15 protein-coding genes are annotated in these 15814 nt (G+C 64.5%); 7 read left to right on the top strand and 8 right to left on the bottom strand.

Annotation, left to right across the window (positions count from 1 at the left end; all coding sequences use genetic code 11):
* From QW868_RS15975 to QW868_RS15995, 5 genes are all read left to right on the top strand, one after another.
* Window positions 1–270 (top strand): hypothetical protein (locus tag QW868_RS15975; protein WP_316230913.1); only part of this gene is annotated, 270 nt, incomplete at its 5' end.
* Window positions 271–640: 370 nt separating this feature from the next.
* A complete protein-coding gene (locus QW868_RS15980; RefSeq protein ID WP_316230914.1) occupies window positions 641–2332 on the top strand; it encodes a PQQ-dependent methanol/ethanol family dehydrogenase in 1692 nt (563 codons plus the stop codon).
* A gap of 141 nt (window positions 2333–2473) precedes the next feature.
* Window positions 2474–3688 carry a c-type cytochrome gene (locus tag QW868_RS15985; protein WP_316230915.1) on the top strand — a complete coding sequence of 405 codons (1215 nt, stop codon included), beginning with the start codon at window positions 2474–2476 and terminating at the stop codon, window positions 3686–3688.
* A 71-nt stretch (window positions 3689–3759) separates the two neighbouring features.
* Complete coding sequence (locus QW868_RS15990) at window positions 3760–4449, top strand: response regulator transcription factor (RefSeq protein WP_315755223.1); 690 nt, start codon at window positions 3760–3762, stop codon at window positions 4447–4449.
* Between the two features lie 210 nt (window positions 4450–4659).
* A complete protein-coding gene (locus tag QW868_RS15995; protein ID WP_315785566.1) occupies window positions 4660–5394 on the top strand; it encodes a response regulator transcription factor in 735 nt (244 codons plus the stop codon).
* On the opposite strand, the gene QW868_RS16000 is transcribed toward QW868_RS15995, so the two are convergent.
* Both QW868_RS16000 and QW868_RS16005 read right to left on the bottom strand, forming a co-directional pair.
* Window positions 5348–6700 carry an ATP-binding protein gene (locus QW868_RS16000; RefSeq protein ID WP_316179719.1) on the bottom strand — a complete coding sequence of 451 codons (1353 nt, stop codon included), beginning with the start codon at window positions 6698–6700 and terminating at the stop codon, window positions 5348–5350. The two genes, QW868_RS15995 and QW868_RS16000, sit on opposite strands and share 47 nt — an antisense overlap.
* Complete coding sequence (locus tag QW868_RS16005; RefSeq protein ID WP_315785564.1) at window positions 6697–7869, bottom strand: FIST N-terminal domain-containing protein; 1173 nt, start codon at window positions 7867–7869, stop codon at window positions 6697–6699. Before QW868_RS16005 ends, QW868_RS16000 begins: the two co-directional genes overlap by 4 nt.
* Before the next feature lie 213 nt (window positions 7870–8082).
* Here QW868_RS16005 and QW868_RS16010 point away from each other — a divergent pair, with 213 nt between their 5' ends.
* The gene (locus tag QW868_RS16010) at window positions 8083–8454 is read left to right on the top strand and encodes a c-type cytochrome (protein WP_316230916.1); all 372 of its coding nucleotides are present in this window, start codon (window positions 8083–8085) and stop codon (window positions 8452–8454) included.
* 860 nt (window positions 8455–9314) lie between these two features.
* On the opposite strand, the gene QW868_RS16015 is transcribed toward QW868_RS16010, so the two are convergent.
* The 5 genes from QW868_RS16015 to QW868_RS16035 form a co-directional block, all read right to left on the bottom strand.
* Window positions 9315–9635 (bottom strand): hypothetical protein, encoded by a 321-nt coding sequence (locus tag QW868_RS16015; RefSeq protein WP_315733716.1) that lies wholly within the window; start codon window positions 9633–9635, stop codon window positions 9315–9317.
* 215 nt (window positions 9636–9850) lie between these two features.
* On the bottom strand, window positions 9851–10045 hold the full coding sequence (locus tag QW868_RS16020; RefSeq protein ID WP_315733718.1) for a hypothetical protein: 195 nt from the start codon (window positions 10043–10045) through the stop codon (window positions 9851–9853).
* Window positions 10046–10088: 43 nt separating this feature from the next.
* Window positions 10089–10322, bottom strand: coding sequence for a type II toxin-antitoxin system HicB family antitoxin (locus QW868_RS16025; RefSeq protein ID WP_315755216.1), 234 nt, complete (start codon window positions 10320–10322; stop codon window positions 10089–10091).
* The gene (locus QW868_RS16030) at window positions 10319–10933 is read right to left on the bottom strand and encodes a hypothetical protein (RefSeq protein WP_316230917.1); all 615 of its coding nucleotides are present in this window, start codon (window positions 10931–10933) and stop codon (window positions 10319–10321) included. Before QW868_RS16030 ends, QW868_RS16025 begins: the two co-directional genes overlap by 4 nt.
* A 506-nt stretch (window positions 10934–11439) precedes the next feature.
* On the bottom strand, window positions 11440–12369 hold the full coding sequence (locus QW868_RS16035; protein ID WP_316230918.1) for a hydrogen peroxide-inducible genes activator: 930 nt from the start codon (window positions 12367–12369) through the stop codon (window positions 11440–11442).
* Window positions 12370–12597: 228 nt separating this feature from the next.
* Here QW868_RS16035 and katG point away from each other — a divergent pair, with 228 nt between their 5' ends.
* Complete coding sequence (katG, locus tag QW868_RS16040; protein ID WP_316230919.1) at window positions 12598–14778, top strand: catalase/peroxidase HPI; 2181 nt, start codon at window positions 12598–12600, stop codon at window positions 14776–14778.
* Window positions 14779–14874: 96 nt separating this feature from the next.
* On the opposite strand, the gene QW868_RS16045 is transcribed toward katG, so the two are convergent.
* Window positions 14875–15690, bottom strand: a complete 816-nt coding sequence (locus QW868_RS16045) for a lytic transglycosylase domain-containing protein (protein ID WP_410051300.1) — start codon at window positions 15688–15690, stop codon at window positions 14875–14877.
* Between the last annotated feature and the right edge of the window lie 124 nt (window positions 15691–15814).

Consider the following 15814-nt stretch of genomic DNA (forward strand, 5'->3'; position numbering starts at 1 on the left):
CTGGCGTTCAATCTCGATGTCGTGCGGCGCAGCGTCGAGCAACTCGCCGGCAAGCAAGAGCAGATGGCCCAGAGCATTGCGACGCTGCAAGCTGTCGCAGACGACATCAGACAGAGAATGTCGACAACCCCGCCTTCGTCGCCGTCCCAGCAGCAGGCGGCCCCGATCCCGCAGCATAAACCCTCGCAACCCAGGGCACAGTCAGCGGCTGTGCAGTCGTCAGTGCCTCGTCCGCTGCCCTCTGCCGGACCACCCCTGCTCTCGCGCTGATGGCCCAGATTGCCGGCGGGCTTTTTTATTGATGGGACGTAGACGCGCGCGGCATGACGGTGCGTAAGCTGCGCCTCAAGTCACGTATCGTGAATTTGTCGATACCCGCTTCCTTGATCACGCGATTGACCATCGTTTTGAAGTCGGACATTTGGCGTCCGGACTTCATAAGCCTGCGAAACTGCTGGAGAATCGACGTTCAACGGCGGCCCCACGGCCTACTACCTTCCGCCTATGAGAGCCTGGCAGAGCTGATGCTGTAATCGCTCCCGATGCTTGCAGCGCGACTGCACATCTGGGGCTTGGCGCGCACGTGCCACAACAAAGAAATATGCGGAGGGAACTGATGAATTTCACGAGCAGGAGATTCTTGGCTAGCATCTCGACGGTTGCCTTCCTCGTCGCCGGCACGCTTGGCGTCCGCGCCAACGACTCGGCGCTGAAGGCCGCCGGCGAGCCCGGGGCCTGGGCGATGGCGGGCCATGATTACGGCAACACCCGGTTCAGCCCGCTCAAGGAGATCAACACCGAGAACGCCGGCAAGCTGTCGCTGGTCTATTCGTTCTCGCTGGCCTCGCTACGCTCGAACGAGGCCTCGCCGATCGTGATCGGCAACACGCTCTACGTCTCGACGTCGTGGGGGCCGAAATACGTCTATGCGCTTGATGCCGCGACCGGCGCGCGCAAATGGACCTATGAGCCGGACATTCCGGACGATACGCTGCAATATGCCTGCTGCGACGTGAACAGCCGCGGCATCTCCTATGCCGACGGCAAGCTGTTCGTCGGCCGGCTCGACGGCAAGCTGACCGCGCTCGATGCCGCCACCGGCAGGGAGCTGTGGACGTCCAAGGTGGTCGACTACAAGCAGGGCTCGGTGATCACCTCGCCGCCGCTGGTCGTGCGCGACAAGGTCATCACCGGCTTCGGCGGCGGCGAGTACGGCGTGCGCGGCTCGCTGCAGGCCTACGACATCAACTCCGGCAAATTGGTCTGGCAGACCTTTACCGTGCCTGCGCCCGGCGAGCCCGGCAGCGAGACCTGGAAGGGCGACACCGGCCTGCATGGCGGCGGCGCGGCCTGGCTGGTCGGCTCCTACGATCCGAAGAGCGACACGGTCTATTGGGGCACCAGCAACCCCGGTCCTTGGAACACCGCTGTGCGCTCGACCGGCAATGGCGATTTCGGCAAGCTGACCAATCTGTATACGGCGTCCACGCTGGCGCTCGATCCGAACACCGGCAAGATCAAGTGGCACATCCAGACGACGCCTGCCGATGCCTGGGACTATGACGGCGTCAACGAGGCTATTCTCGCCGATCTCAAGGTTGGCGGTGCGGCTGTCCCGACGCTGATGAAGGCCGATCGCAACGGCTTCTTCTTCGTGGCCAACCGCGAGACCGGCAAGGTGATCTCGGCCGAGAAGTACGTCTTCGCCAACTGGGCGCAGAAATGGGACATCTCGACGTTGCGCGCGGTCGAGGATCCGGACAAACGGCCGGGCCCTGGACATCCCGTCAAGGACGTCTGCCCGAACCTGATCGGCGGCAAGAACTGGCAGCCGATGTCGTACAATCCGGACACCGGGCTGGTCTACATCCCGGCGAACAATGTCTGCATGGACTGGTCGGTCAGCGACGTCTCGTACAAGCGCGGTGTGTTCTATCTCGGTGCGGAATTCCCGACCAAGGAAGGCCCCGGCGGCTTCCTCGGTGAGCTCATTGCCTGGGATCCCGTGAACAACAAGAAGGTGTGGTCGATCCAGGAAGACCTTCCGTTCAACGGAGGCACGCTCAGCACCGCCGGCGGCCTGGTGTTCTCCGGCAATCTGCACGGCGATTTCCGCGCCATCGACGCCAAGACCGGCAAGATCCTGTGGAAGCGCAATCTCGGCTCCGGCATCGGCGCCGGTCCAGTGACCTACTCCGTCGACGGCAAGCAGTACGTAGCTGTCGTCGTCGGCCGCACCGCCTCGATCCCGGCGTTCCTGGGCGAGATCGGCAAGAAGATGACGAACGCGGCTCCCGAGGGCGGCGCCCTGTTCGTGTTCGCGGTCCAATAGCCGCAACGCTCGCGACGGCTGCGCGTGCCCCGGCCGCGGGGACACGCGCAGCGTTTAGCCAATCCGCATCAAGCGGACGAAGACGGCCCGGCCGCGAGACCGAACCGTACAAACAGATAAACAAGACCCGAGGGATCGAGGATGCGCCTGAATCGCCGTCAGACTGGCTCGAAGTGGCGGGCCGCCGCCGAACTGGCAGCAAGCGCGACGGCACTCGTCGCCTTGGTGGCCTCCACCGTGCTGGCCGCATCGTCGGCGGGCCTGGCCAACGAGGCGGACCCGCTGCGGCTCTGTGCGGATCCGACCAATCTTCCATTCTCGAGCGACAATCCAACGCAGCCGGGATTCTACCTCGAGGTCGGCCAGGCCCTGTCACAGCAGCTCGGACGGCCCGTGACGTATGACTGGTACAAATCCTATTTCGGCAAGCGAACCGTGCGCGTGACGCTGCTCGGCAAGCAGTGCGACGCGATGATCGGCCTGCCGCTGTCCTCGGATTTCATGGGACCGACGGTGATCTTCTCGAAGAAGATCGCGACCGAGACCTACGCGCTTGTCAGCCGCGGAACGCTCGTCGTCCACAGCATCGACGACCTCCGAGGCAAGCGCGTCGCTGTGCAATACCAGACCACGCCGCAAAATCTGCTCGCCCAGCGCGATGACATCGAGAAGGTGACGGTGCTGACGCCGAACGAGGGCATGGTGGCGCTGGCACAGGGCAAGGCCGACGTCGCCTTCGTCTGGGGACCGGTTGCAGGCTGGCTGAACAAGACGACCTACGAGAGCAGCTTCCGGATCCAGCCGGTCGAAGGCGACGGTCTGTCCTGGGATGCCGCGATCGGCTTTGCCAAGAGCTCCACGCAGTTGCGCGATCAGATCGACGCCGCCTTGCCGCAGCTCGCACCGCTGATAGCCGAGCTGGCTGGCAAATACGGGCTGCCGAGCGAACCACCGATCAGGCTCGGCGCGCTGCCTGGCCCAATCAAGCTGGCCGCGCTGGCCGGCCCTGCTCAGCTTCTCCGCCAGCCGGTCGCCGAGGCGGCCGTGATCAGGGTTTCGGACGCGGCTGCTGCGAGCGATTCCAAGACCGAGGCGGTCAGCGCCGGCAAGGAGATCTTCAACGGCACCTGCGCACATTGTCATGGACCGGACGCCGTGCAGGCGGAACGGAAGATCGACCTGCGGCGGCTGCAGACCCGTTATGGCGAGGATATGCGCGACAAGTTTTGGACCACCGTGCATGAAGGCCGTCCGTCCAAGGGCATGCCGGCCTGGAAGGAAGTCTTTACCGACGAGCAGTTCGAGAGCATCTATGCGTTCCTACGGACCGTGCAGTCGTCCGAAACGGCCAATTGAAGGAGGCGGACACCGGCCGCTCGATCTGCCGGATCACCCGGCGCGTACAGAGGGCAAGTGAGGGGGCGGACATGACGCGCTTTCTGATCATCGACGATCATCCGCTGTTTCGCGAAGCCCTCGGCAATGCGGTGCGTCTGGCGCATCCTGACGCCGAGATCTTCGAGGCGCTGTCGATTGCCGATGCGCTCAACACCCTCGCGCTAGAACCCGACATCGACCTGGCGCTGCTCGACCTGACGCTGCCCGATGCCGTGGGCTTCTCGGGCTTCCTGCGGCTTCGTGCCACGCATCCCCGGCTTCCGGTCGCGATCGTCTCGAGTGATGAAGACCTCAACGTCGTGCGCGAGGCGCTTTCGCTCGGCGCCGCCGGCTATCTGCCGAAGTCGACCTCGAAGCGTGAGCTGACGTCCGCGATTGAGCGCGTGCTCAGCGGCTCGATCTCGGTCCCGAAGGACTTCGTGCCAGTGGCCGAGCGCCACGGCAACGGCTCCGCCCGCGCGCTGCAGGCGCGCCTCGAGGAGCTGACCCCGCAACAGCTTCGCGTCCTCGACCTGATCAGGCGTGGCTATCAGAACCGGGAAATCGCGGGCGAGCTTCAGCTCGCGGAGTCGACCGTCAAGGCGCACATCACGGAGATCCTGAGAAAACTCCGCCTGTTCAGCCGCAACAAGGCCGTTATCGAGATCGGCAAGATCGCGCTGCCCGTTCCGGCCGACCGCCAGGGATCGCGCAACGCCTCGCGCAGAAAGCACCCGTAGCGCTATTGCTGCGCTGCAGGAGGTGACGGCCGCCGCAGGCGTCACACCGTTGATGGCGTCTTGGTCGTTGATTGAGGCCGACCGACGCGCTATCGCTGGTGCTCCGGCCCTGACGTTCTTTCGAAGACGCAGCGCGCGCACTGGTTTGAATGTCGGATCCGCGACAATGAACAAACCGGATCTCCGATCCGGCCGGGGGGTGACAGGCACGTGGCTCGATTGCTCATCGTCGAGGACCATCCGCTGTTTCGCGAGGCGCTGGAGAGTGCGATCCGCGCCGCTCTGGCTGATGCCGAGATGCGCGAGGCAACATCCATCGACATGGCCGTCGATCTTCTGTCATCGCCTCCGAGATTCGACCTGATCCTGCTCGACCTCTCAACACCCGGAACGACCGGGCTCTCCGGCGTGATCCGCATTCGCAAGACCGCGCCGCGCACACCGATCCTGGTGGTTTCCGCGCATCAGGACCCGCGCCTCGTCGCCCACGTTCTCGCGCTGGGTGTTTCCGGTTACATCTCGAAATCAACCTCGAAGCAGCAACTGGCCGACGCGATCAAGGCGGTGCTGCGCGGCGAGGTCCACGTTGAAGGTGGCTCCCTCTGCGCCGGCGTGCGCCGTGGCCGACTTCCCGCTCAAGATCTCCTGAAGCGTCTTCACGAGCTGACGCCGCAGCAGCTGCGCGTGCTCGACCTGATCCGCCGCGGACTGCAGAACAAGCAGATCGCCTTCGAGCTCGGGATCTGCGAGACGACAGTGAAGGTCCACGTCTCTGAGATCCTGCGAAAGCTCCGCGTGATGAGCCGGACCAAGGCCATCATCGAGATGGAAAAGATCGACTTCGTGAACCTCATCAGCGGGCCACGCATGCCGGCGCGGGCGAGCGGCGTTGACGCGCTCATGACAGCAGGAACGACAACAGCGCGCGAAGCTCCGCAGGCCTGACCGGCTTGGTCAGGATCTCGAGCCCGTATTGGCTCGCTTCCCTGGCTGCATCTTCGGAATAGTCAGCGGTGACGATCATGGCCGCAACATCTCGGCTGAGGAATTGCCGGATGTCCCGGATGGCGGCAAGCCCGCTCTCGTCGCCATCCAGGTGAAGATCGGCGATGATCGCCTCGGGGGCCGCCCCGAGCGCACTCAGGCGCCGCAGCGCGTCCTTCGACGAGACCGTGGCCACGACGTCGCAGCCCCATTTCTCCAGCAGACCGACCATGGCATCGGCGGTGGCCAGGTCGTTTTCGATCAACAGGATCTTGGCGCCTTCGAGCCCGCCATAATCGTGCTCGACGTGCTCAGCAGGATGCGGATCCGGCGGTACGGCTGCCGGGTCTGCCCGGTCGAGCGCGAGCTTGAATGTGGATCCATGGCCAACCCGCGAAGCCAGCCTGACCTCATGGTCCAATGCATTGGCGAAGCGACGGACGATCGACAGGCCGAGCCCAAAGCCGGCCTGGTCCTCGGCGCTCGAATGACCGCGCTGGAATTCGAGGAAGATCGCTTCCTGCTGCGGCTTGGGAATGCCAGGGCCGGTATCGTAGACCTCGATGCGAACCCGGCCAGCCCCCGGTCCGCGCCGGCATCCCATGACGACGCCGCCTCGCCGCGTGTAGCGCAGAGCGTTCGCGAGGAGATTCTGCAAGATGCGCCGCAGCATCATAGCATCCGAGACCACCGCGACCGAGCAGGGACAAATGCGCAAGGACAACCCGCGTTTGGCCGCGATCGGGGCGAATTCGCGTTCGAGCGGCTCGAACAGGCTCGAGATCAGAACGGGCCTCACGTCGGGCCGCAGGGCTCCGGCATCGAGCTTGGCAATCTCCAGCAGGGACCGCAGCAGATCTTCCAGCATGGCCAGCGAATGGTCGACCTGGCCGACCATGGCTGTGCCACGATCGGACGAGACTTCGTCCGCCAAGGTCGACAGCGTCAGCCGCGCCGCGTTGAGTGGCTGAAGCAGATCATGCGTGACGGAGATGAGAACCGAGGATTTCAGGGAGCTGGCCGCTTCGGCCTGCTGCTTGGCGCGAAACAGGTCCTTGTTGGCCGTTTCGATCGAACGCAGCGCATCGCGCAGCTGCCGCGTCCGCTCGCGCACCTGCTGATCGAGTGCGATCGCCGTTTCGAACAGTGAGAACGCATTGAACTGCTGGTCCATCGAGCGCTCGACCCGGGACATCAGCGCGGCGTTGATCTTCCTGAGCTTGGCCGCCTCGCGCTGCAGGTCTTCCGGAGACCCGACGACAGTCATTGCTGCGCCCCTGGACGCTTGCCGATCGCGACGCCGGTCAGCGTCTGATTGACGTGCATTGAACCGTACTGCTCACCATAGGTATGGAACCCGACGATCCGGTTATCGCGATAGAGCTCGGACATTTCCCGCGCGAACTGATGCTGCTCAGCGTCGAGACGCCGGAGGATGCACTCGAAACCAATGAAGATCGAGACCTCGCCGATGTCATCTCGAACCTCGGCCAGCATCTCGCGGGCGGCGGCCACGGAGTTGCGCGACCTTGCCGCCGTCAGCACCATTCCTTCGTCGATCGCGCAGAAGAACCGCAGCGAGCCGTCAGGGCTGACGCGCTGAATCGAGCGCGCGAAATAGGAGCCGCCGACGCGCACCAGCACCGGATGGGCTGCAAACAGGAATGGGTCGAGCTCGGAATCCGCGATGCCCACCGCGCGGCAATATTCCTCCGCCGCCGGCTCGGCATTGAGCTGCTTGACGATACGCTGTTCGAGATCGGCCTCCGTCACCACCATCTTGGTCGAGGTCGGCTCGAAATTGTCACATTTGAACAGCCGGAACGGCAATGACGTCCTGATCAGGATCAGCACCGCCATGTCCGTATGCGCTTTGCCGTCGTGAAAGACCCAGGTGCGCTCGAAGCGCAGACCATCGCCGGCCGACCCGCCGACCAAGGGGATATTGTCGAGCGACGCATAGATCGCCGACATGATCGCCTCTTCGCGCTGGCACATGCCGTCGATCAGGACGAGCCCGAACACGCCGTCATCGTCGCGACCGCCGTGCCGCGACAGATCCTGCCTCAACTGGACGCCAAGGCGGCGGCCCTCGTCGACGCGGAAGCCCGACAGCCCGAAGATGGGCTGTGCGAATACCGTGAAATCATCGGCGGCAAAGCCGAGAGCGACGACGCTGTTGTCGTCCCAGCCATCGGGCGACAGCTCTCCAGCCGTCGTACAACCATACACGGGGATGTCTGCGAGACGGGTCGTCACTTCCGCCATGAACGCGTTTGGGTCGTAGTGGGGCGACAGGAAGATCAGCACCATGGCCAAGCCGTCAGCCGGCAACTGGCCGCAGATGTCGGCCGCCGCGGCGGCCTCCGTCGCAGCCTTCGACTTCGCCGCAATCACGCCAGACGGACGCGCGGGCCGAGGATCGGCGTCTCCCACCGGGCACCTCCCAGAACGACACTTGGGTTTCGTGTTGGTGATCGTTCGTTTTTTTAGAAGATTAAGCCAATTGAGCAGCAACGGCAACTGCGCGGCTTGATCCAGAACAAGGACTTGGGCCGGGCTGTCGTCAGATCATCTGCACCGATCTGCTCACCGGCCTGGCCGCGGGGCTGGCCCGCGCCCGCTCCGGATCAAAAGGGAAGGATTCGCATGCTCCGCCGCATCGCTCTTGTCGTTGTTCTCGCAAGTCTGGCGTCGAGCGCCCAGGCGCTGGATGGAGATCCCGTCGCTGGGAAGGGCATCTTCCAGCGCATCTGCCAGAATTGCCACTCTGCCGAGATAGGCATCAACAAGGTCGGCCCGAGCCTCTGGAACATCGTCGGACGGCAACCGGCGGCTGTACCCGACTACGCCTATTCCGAGGGCATGAAAAAAAACAGCGCGCCTTGGACCACGACCGCGCTGGATGCCTATATCGCCGATCCGCGCGGGGACGTTCACGGCGTCAAGATGTATTTCAAGGGATTGGCGGACGCGAAGGAGCGGGCCGACGTCGTCGCCTATCTGTCGACGCTGAAATAGCGCAGCCGGGAAGCCTACGCTACCGCAAGGCCTCCTTACGCGTTAACTGCACTCGTTACAGAATCTGTACTCTGCTCTCCACGTTGACCCGCAAAGGGCGGCTGTTGCGGGGCAACACTCTCGCGTTTTCCTGCTTCCCGCGTCAGAACGCGGTTCGCCAGACTGCGGCCACTGGTATGCGATCGATCCCTGTCCGCCGACTGCTTCCGGATTAATATCTCAGGCCGGCACAACGGCGTCGCCGCCGATGGCACGGTCATTGTCGGCACCGACATCAATCCATCCGGCAACACCGAGACGATCATGCGCTGCAAGTGGCGGAAGGTCGTTATCTGACGGGTGAGTTTGACTGACACTCCCTCAGTTAGACTGGGCGGGACTTCCCTCCCAATAGCGAAGCTCAGCCGCTTGTGTGCAGGATGGCTCTACGGCCCAGGCAAGCCTCCAGCCGGTCGTTTCTTGAGGACTCAGCGTTTGCCAGCTCTCGGAAAATGCATTGTGTACCAATGATGGCTTCCGGACAACACGAGGTGGCCCCCCTGATTGCCAAGTGATCTTAAGGTTCTCTAGGGAATCGAACCCCTGTTTCAGCCTAGAGAGGATGTTGCCCCCGACGGGCCGCACCAGTCTCGCACCAGAAACGATCCGAACAAACCGCAACGAACTCAATCGAAATCGAACGAGAACGCAGCAAAATCGACGAAGCCGATCGATACCTTGCCGCTCATCCCGCGCGGCGCACTGCGCCCAGGTCGTGCATCGATCATGTCCCTCTGAATGAGGAGAGCGCGCGAGGAAGGCCGGACCTCGGCTGAGGCCCGGATCGCGATCTGCGATGGCGCAGCGGAACGCAGGGACACTCAACAATGAGCCGGGCCTGCTTTGTCCTTCAGGATCTCGCGGGCCGCGATCGCGATACGCCGGCACAGAGCCAACGCGGTCTCCCTGTCCTTCACATGGAAGATCTCGTCGCTGATCAGGCGGTCGGCGAGCCAGGCGCGGAAGGCCTGCTCGCTGTCCGCCGTGAACGTGCCGTCCTCATAGACGAATCCACTGAGGGGCCCCTCGATCACGTAATCCGTCTCATCGGCATGTTGCGAGGACCGCGCGCATTGCGCCCAGACGCGGCCTTCCTCGTCGACGACGGCCAGCACGCCGTCATCGCGCTGTTCGACTTTCATTCCTACCTCCGCAGCGCGAGAACAAAGGCGAGCCTTCTCCACGTCATTGTGAGCGCAGCGACGCAATCCAGAGTCTTTCCGTAGAGGCAGTCTGGATTGCTTCGTCACTGACACTCCTCGCAATGACGGAGGAGAGGTGGTGCGCTCTCTGTCCGCCCCGAGCCTGCCGCCTGCCCCCGGTCCGCGTGCCGCACGATACGGCCGCCGCCGGATCGCTAGCCCTGCCGCGGACAGTTGATCTCCTTGTAGACGGCGTCGGCGAACGCCTTGATGCCGGTGTTGATGCGCAAGGGCGAGGTCAGCGTCTGATAGGTGACGATGCCGCGCGTGATCGACAGCACCTTGTAGCTCTCGGCGATCTTCGTCTTGTAGCACTTGCCGACCTGGATGGCGTCCTCTGTCAATGGCATGCTGTCTCCCGTCGCATTGGCGTCCCGGACCTCACATCAAGAATCACGCCAGCGGCACGGCAGCTCGCGCCGCGGCCGGGACCGGCGGCCCCCGATCGACGGCCTTGAGCGCGTCGAGACATGCCAACAGCGCCTGCTGACCGTCGGCAACCGCCTCCTCAGCGTGGGCGCCGATGCCGATGACCCCGGGAATGTCAGGGAAGGTGACGAGAAAGCCGCCGCCATCCTCGGCGCCGAGCGCCGTGACCTCATAGGCATAGACGCGGGAATCGCTCATCGCGCCGCCTCGTCCATTCCGTCGATCATCGCCACAAAGGCCCGGACATGCGGCGGCCTGATCCTCGCCTTCAGCGGGATCGTCACGCAATTCGGGACCGCGGGATGCAGGAACACCTCGTGGGTGCCGGTGATCTTGCGAAACTTGATCGCGTATTGCGAGGCGATGATCTCGAAATCGACCGGCTTCCAGTCGCCGCCCGGACTAGCCCGCAGCGCATCGATGCGGCGCGACTGCGTCCGGCCTTGTCGGCTTTCCGACGCGTCGCCGGGCGTCGCTACGCCGTTGTCCCTCGCGGCGTCGTCCGTTGTGGCGCCGCGCCCCTCGGGAAGTACCAGTTGCAGGAAAGCCGCGATGAAGTCACCGACCGTGTCGCTGCGATGCGCCAGGCGCCAGTTCTGCGACAGCACGAGGCTGGCGCCGCTCGCTGCATTGTGGCGCGCAACGAGTTCGTCCATCATGGTCAGAACCCTGACGACGCTTAGATTGTAGGGCTCCTGGGTGAACTTCCGCGCGAGGTCGACGCGCTCCCGCCTGAGGCTCGCGTTCTCGATGAGCCAATCGATAATCGTGGCAGCCCAGAACTCCCGGGCATTGCGCGGCTCAGACATGGACCGTTCTCCAGGCACGCGGTCTCGACCAGCAAGCCGCGCGAGCGGCGAACCGACCGACCGAGATCACAATCCGACGGCATCGCCACACCGCATGCGCGTCGGACGTTCAACCGCTCGCGGAGATCGATACAAGACTTATGCCATGGGAAAGCAGGACATCAGGGGCCATCACGACGGCGCGTTCCGACCCAGCGGGGCGCAGGGGAGGTCTCGTCAGCCGGCTAGCCGTCACGCTAGATCGCCAGCGCGATCTGGCGCGCAGACGACCTCGTGTCAGAGGATCAATCGGCCGATCTCACCACCACGGGCCGGCCAATGACCACCCAACGTCATAGCGGTGCCGCCAATATGGACGGGCCTCGTATGGACGACCGTAGTACGGCCCGTAGCCAACGCCGACATAGCCGTAGAGAGCTGCTGCCGCCCGTTCTCCTTCTCCGGCAGGAGACGGACAAATCTCCGCATCGCGGGACGTTCCGGGAGGAAACGCACGACGGCTGGGATCACCCTCGCCGCTTGCGGCCCTGCCCGGCCGAGGCCTGCTTGCGCAGACCCTGGGCCGCGCTGCCGACGATCTCGGAAATCTGCATCAGTTGCTTGGCGAGCGGGCTGGTCTTGCGCCAGACCATGCCGACCGTGCGCTGCGGCTGCGGATCGGCGAAGCGCGCCAGCGACACCGACGCCGAGCGCGTCTCGACGCCGACCGCCATCTCCGGAATCAACGTCACGCCCATGCCGGCGCCGACCATCTGCACCAGGGTCGACAGCGAGGAGGCATCGAGCATCTCGCGCGGCGCCTGCATGTTGCAGAACGACAGCGCCTGGTCGCGAAAGCAGTGCCCCTCCTCCAGCAACAGCAGCCGCATCTCGCGCAGCATCTCGCTGCTCGGCACCGCCGCGCCTTCATATTCCGGCGGCCGCACCAGCAGGAAGTTCTCCGCGAACAGCGCGACCTCAGTCAGCGACGGCTCCGAGACCGGCAGCGCGACGATGGCGGCATCGAGGCGGCCCTCGATCAGCTCCTCGATCAAGGTCGGCGTCTTGGACTCGCGGACGTGGATGTCGATCTCGGGATGTTTGCGCGTCAGGTTCCCGATCACCTTGGGCAGCAGATAAGGCGCAATCGTCGGGATCATGCCGAGCCGGAGCCGGCCGGTGAGCTTGTCGCGCGAGGCGCGGGCGAAGTCGCCGAGCTCATCGACCGAGCGCAGGATCTCGCGCACGCGCTCGGCGAGCTGCTCGCCGAACCGGGTCAGCACGACCTGGCGGGCGTTGCGCTCCAGCAGCACGCCGCCGAGCGCCTCCTCCATCTCCTTGATCTGCATCGACAGCGCCGGCTGCGAGATCGCGCAGGCCTCGGCGGCGCGGCCGAAATGCCCCAGACGCGCCAGCGCGTCGAAATAGCGAAGCTGCCGCATCGTCAAATGTATCATCAGATTATCTTATCGATCAGCGCCGCGAAGTCAATTTTCCTGACCACAATCTTGAGATGCGGAGGTAACGCACCGCGTCCATATGCGTTTGGACAGCGTCACACCACATTCATCAGATAATCTTATCGTTATGATCATCAATCTCAATTTCCCCTGATCGAAGTAGCCGCGTAGGGTCCCGGCTCCCACCCCAGGGGGGAACCATGACGATCACGTCAGGAGGCAAACATGGATGACGTCAGCAAGTGCCCGTTCTCGGGCGGCTTGAAGGGATTTTCGAACAAGGATTGGTGGCCGAACCAGCTCAATCTGTCGGTCCTGCATCAGCACTCGAACCTCTCCGATCCGCTCGGCGAGGCGTTCGATTACTCCAAGGAATTCAAGAGCCTCGATCTCGACGCGCTGGTCAAGGATCTGCACGCGCTGATGACGGATTCGCAGGACTGGTGGCCGGCCGATTTCGGCCATTACGGTCCGCTGTTCATCCGCATGGCCTGGCACGCCGCCGGCACCTATCGCATCGGCGATGGCCGTGGCGGCGCCGGCACTGGTCAGCAGCGTTTTGCGCCGCTGAACAGCTGGCCGGACAACGCCAACCTCGACAAGGCGCGCCGCCTGCTGTGGCCGATCAAGCAGAAGTACGGCCAGAAGATCTCCTGGGCCGACCTGTTCGTGCTGACCGGCAACGTTGCGCTGGAATCGATGGGCTTCAAGACCTTCGGCTTCGGCGGTGGTCGCGCCGATACCTGGGAGCCCGAGCAGGACATCTATTGGGGCCCCGAGGGCAAGTGGCTCGCCGACGAGCGCTACAGCGGCGACCGCGAGCTCGCAGGCTCGCTCGCTGCCGTGCAGATGGGCCTCATCTACGTCAACCCGGAAGGCCCGAACGGCAATCCCGATCCGCTGGCTGCCGCGCGCGACATCCGCGAGACCTTCGCCCGCATGGCGATGAACGACGAAGAGACGGTGGCGCTGATCGCCGGCGGTCACACCTTCGGCAAGACCCACGGCGCGGGTGATGCGTCGCTGGTCGGGGCCGAGCCGGAAGGCGCCGACATCGCGCAGCAGGGTCTCGGCTGGGCCAGCAAGTACGGCTCCGGCAAGGGCGGCGATACCATCACCTCCGGCATCGAAGTGATCTGGACGACGACGCCGACCAAGTGGAGCAACAACTTCTTCTGGAATCTGTTCGGCTATGAATGGGAGCTGACCAAGAGCCCGGCCGGCGCGCACCAGTGGAAGCCGAAGCATGGCGCCGGCGCCAACACCGTGCCGGATGCGCATGACAAGTCCAAGCGCCACGCGCCGTCGATGCTGACCACCGACCTCGCGCTGCGCTTCGATCCGGCCTACGAGAAGATCTCGCGCCGGTTCATGGAGAACCCGGATCAGTTCGCCGATGCTTTCGCCCGCGCCTGGTTCAAGCTGACCCACCGCGACATGGGTCCGAAGGTGCGCTACCTCGGCCCGCTGGTGCCGAAGGAGGATCTGATCTGGCAGGATCCGGTGCCGCCGGTCGACCATCCGCTCGTGGACGACAACGACGTCGCGTCGCTCAAGGCGAAGATCCTCGCCTCTGGCCTGTCGGTGTCGCAACTGGTGTCGACGGCCTGGGCCTCGGCCTCGACCTTCCGCGGCTCGGACAAGCGCGGCGGCGCCAATGGCGCGCGCATTCGTCTCGCTCCGCAGAAGGACTGGGCGGTCAACAACCCGGCCGAGCTCGCCAAGGTGCTCTCGACGCTCGAGGGCATCCAGAAGGAGTTCAACGCGCAGGCCTCCGGCGGCAAGAAGATCTCGCTCGCCGACCTGATCGTGCTGGCCGGCAATGCCGGCGTCGAAGCGGCGGCCAAGAAGGCCGGCGTCGAGGTGACCGTGCCGTTCGTGCCCGGCCGCACCGATGCCTCGCAGGAGCAGACCGAAGTCGAGTCGTTCGCGGTGCTCGAGCCGAAATATGACGGCTTCCGCAACTATCTCAGCGGCCAGCAGTGGCTGTCGGGCGAGGAGCTGCTGGTCGACAAGGCGCAACTGCTCACTTTGACCGCGCCGGAGATGACCGTGCTGGTCGGCGGCCTGCGCGTGCTCGGCGCCAACGCCAACGGCTCCAAGCATGGCGTGTTCACGGCGCAGACCGAGACGCTCACGAACGACTTCTTCGCCAACCTGCTCGACATGGGCGTGGTGTGGCGGCCGGTCGATCAGGGCGAGCACACCTTCGAGGGCCGCGACCGCAAGTCCGGCGCGATCAAGTGGACGGCCACCCGCGCCGACCTGATCTTCGGCTCGCACTCGCAGTTGCGGGCGCTCGCCGAGGTCTATGCGAGCTCGGATGCCAAGCAGAAGTTCGTCAAGGACTTCGTCGCCGCCTGGACCAAGGTGATGAACCTGGATCGGTTCGAGCTGAAGGCCTAAGTCGAGAAGCTGACTGACCGAGAATAATGAGAGGCGGCGCTTCAGTGATGAAGCGCCGCTTCTTTCATTTCGACATGCTTGCCAGTCGCAAGCCTGTCAGCGCGCCGCGGCCGAGCCGCCGCCATCGATCTGGCGGCCCATCAGCGCGATCGCCTTCTGATAGACGCCGGCGGCGTTCCAGGCCTCGATGGCGGCGAAGTTCGGCTCGCCCGGCTGATAGCCGGCGCCTGCCTTCCAGCCGTTGGCGCGCAGGAAGTTCGCGGTCGAGGCCAGCGCGTTGGCGGCGACGTCGAGATTGCCGACTCCGTAAGCGAGGATGTTCTTCGGCATGAATTGCGTCTGCCCGACCTCGCCATGCATCGAGCCGCGGGTGTTGCCCGAGAGCACGCCGCGGTCGATCAGCTTGAGCGCGGCATAGAGCTGGTCGGTGAAGAACTCCGGACGGCGGCAATCATAGGCGAGCGTCGCGATCGACGACAGCATGTGCTGATTGCCGCGCTGGCTGCCGAACGCGCTTTCCATGCCCCAGATCGCGATCAGCGGTCCGGGCGGCACGCCGTAGCGCTGCTCGATCGAGGCGAACATCGCCGCCTGCGACTGCTTGAGCTGGCGGCCGCGCGCGACGATCGCCGCAGCCCCGCGCTTGGCGAGGAACTGATCGAGCGAGAGCTGGAAGCTGCGCTGGCCCCGATCGGCGGCGACCGTCGCCGAGGCGTAGTTGGTCTGCATCAACGCGGCGATCGCGGTGCCGCCGACGCCCTTCGCCCTCGCCTCCTCGCTGAATTCGCGCTTCCACACCTCGAACCCCGCCGGCGACGAGCCGCACTGCGCCGCCTGCGCAACGCCGCCGCAGGCTGCGAGCAGCGTCGCGGCGGTGAACGTGAAGGTGATCATGGCCCGCCGGTTGATCATTCAGACTCCTCTGGTCGCGTCCGCCGATGCGGCCTGCATCGTGACCCTGTCGGAACATCGGACGCCGCTGCGCGGCAATATCGGCCGCCCCTGGTTGAAACGGCGACAACCTATCGGAAATGGA

Origin of the sequence: Bradyrhizobium sp. SZCCHNR1051 (genome assembly GCF_032489615.1) — a bacterium.
In the GTDB taxonomy this organism is placed as follows: domain Bacteria; phylum Pseudomonadota; class Alphaproteobacteria; order Rhizobiales; family Xanthobacteraceae; genus Bradyrhizobium.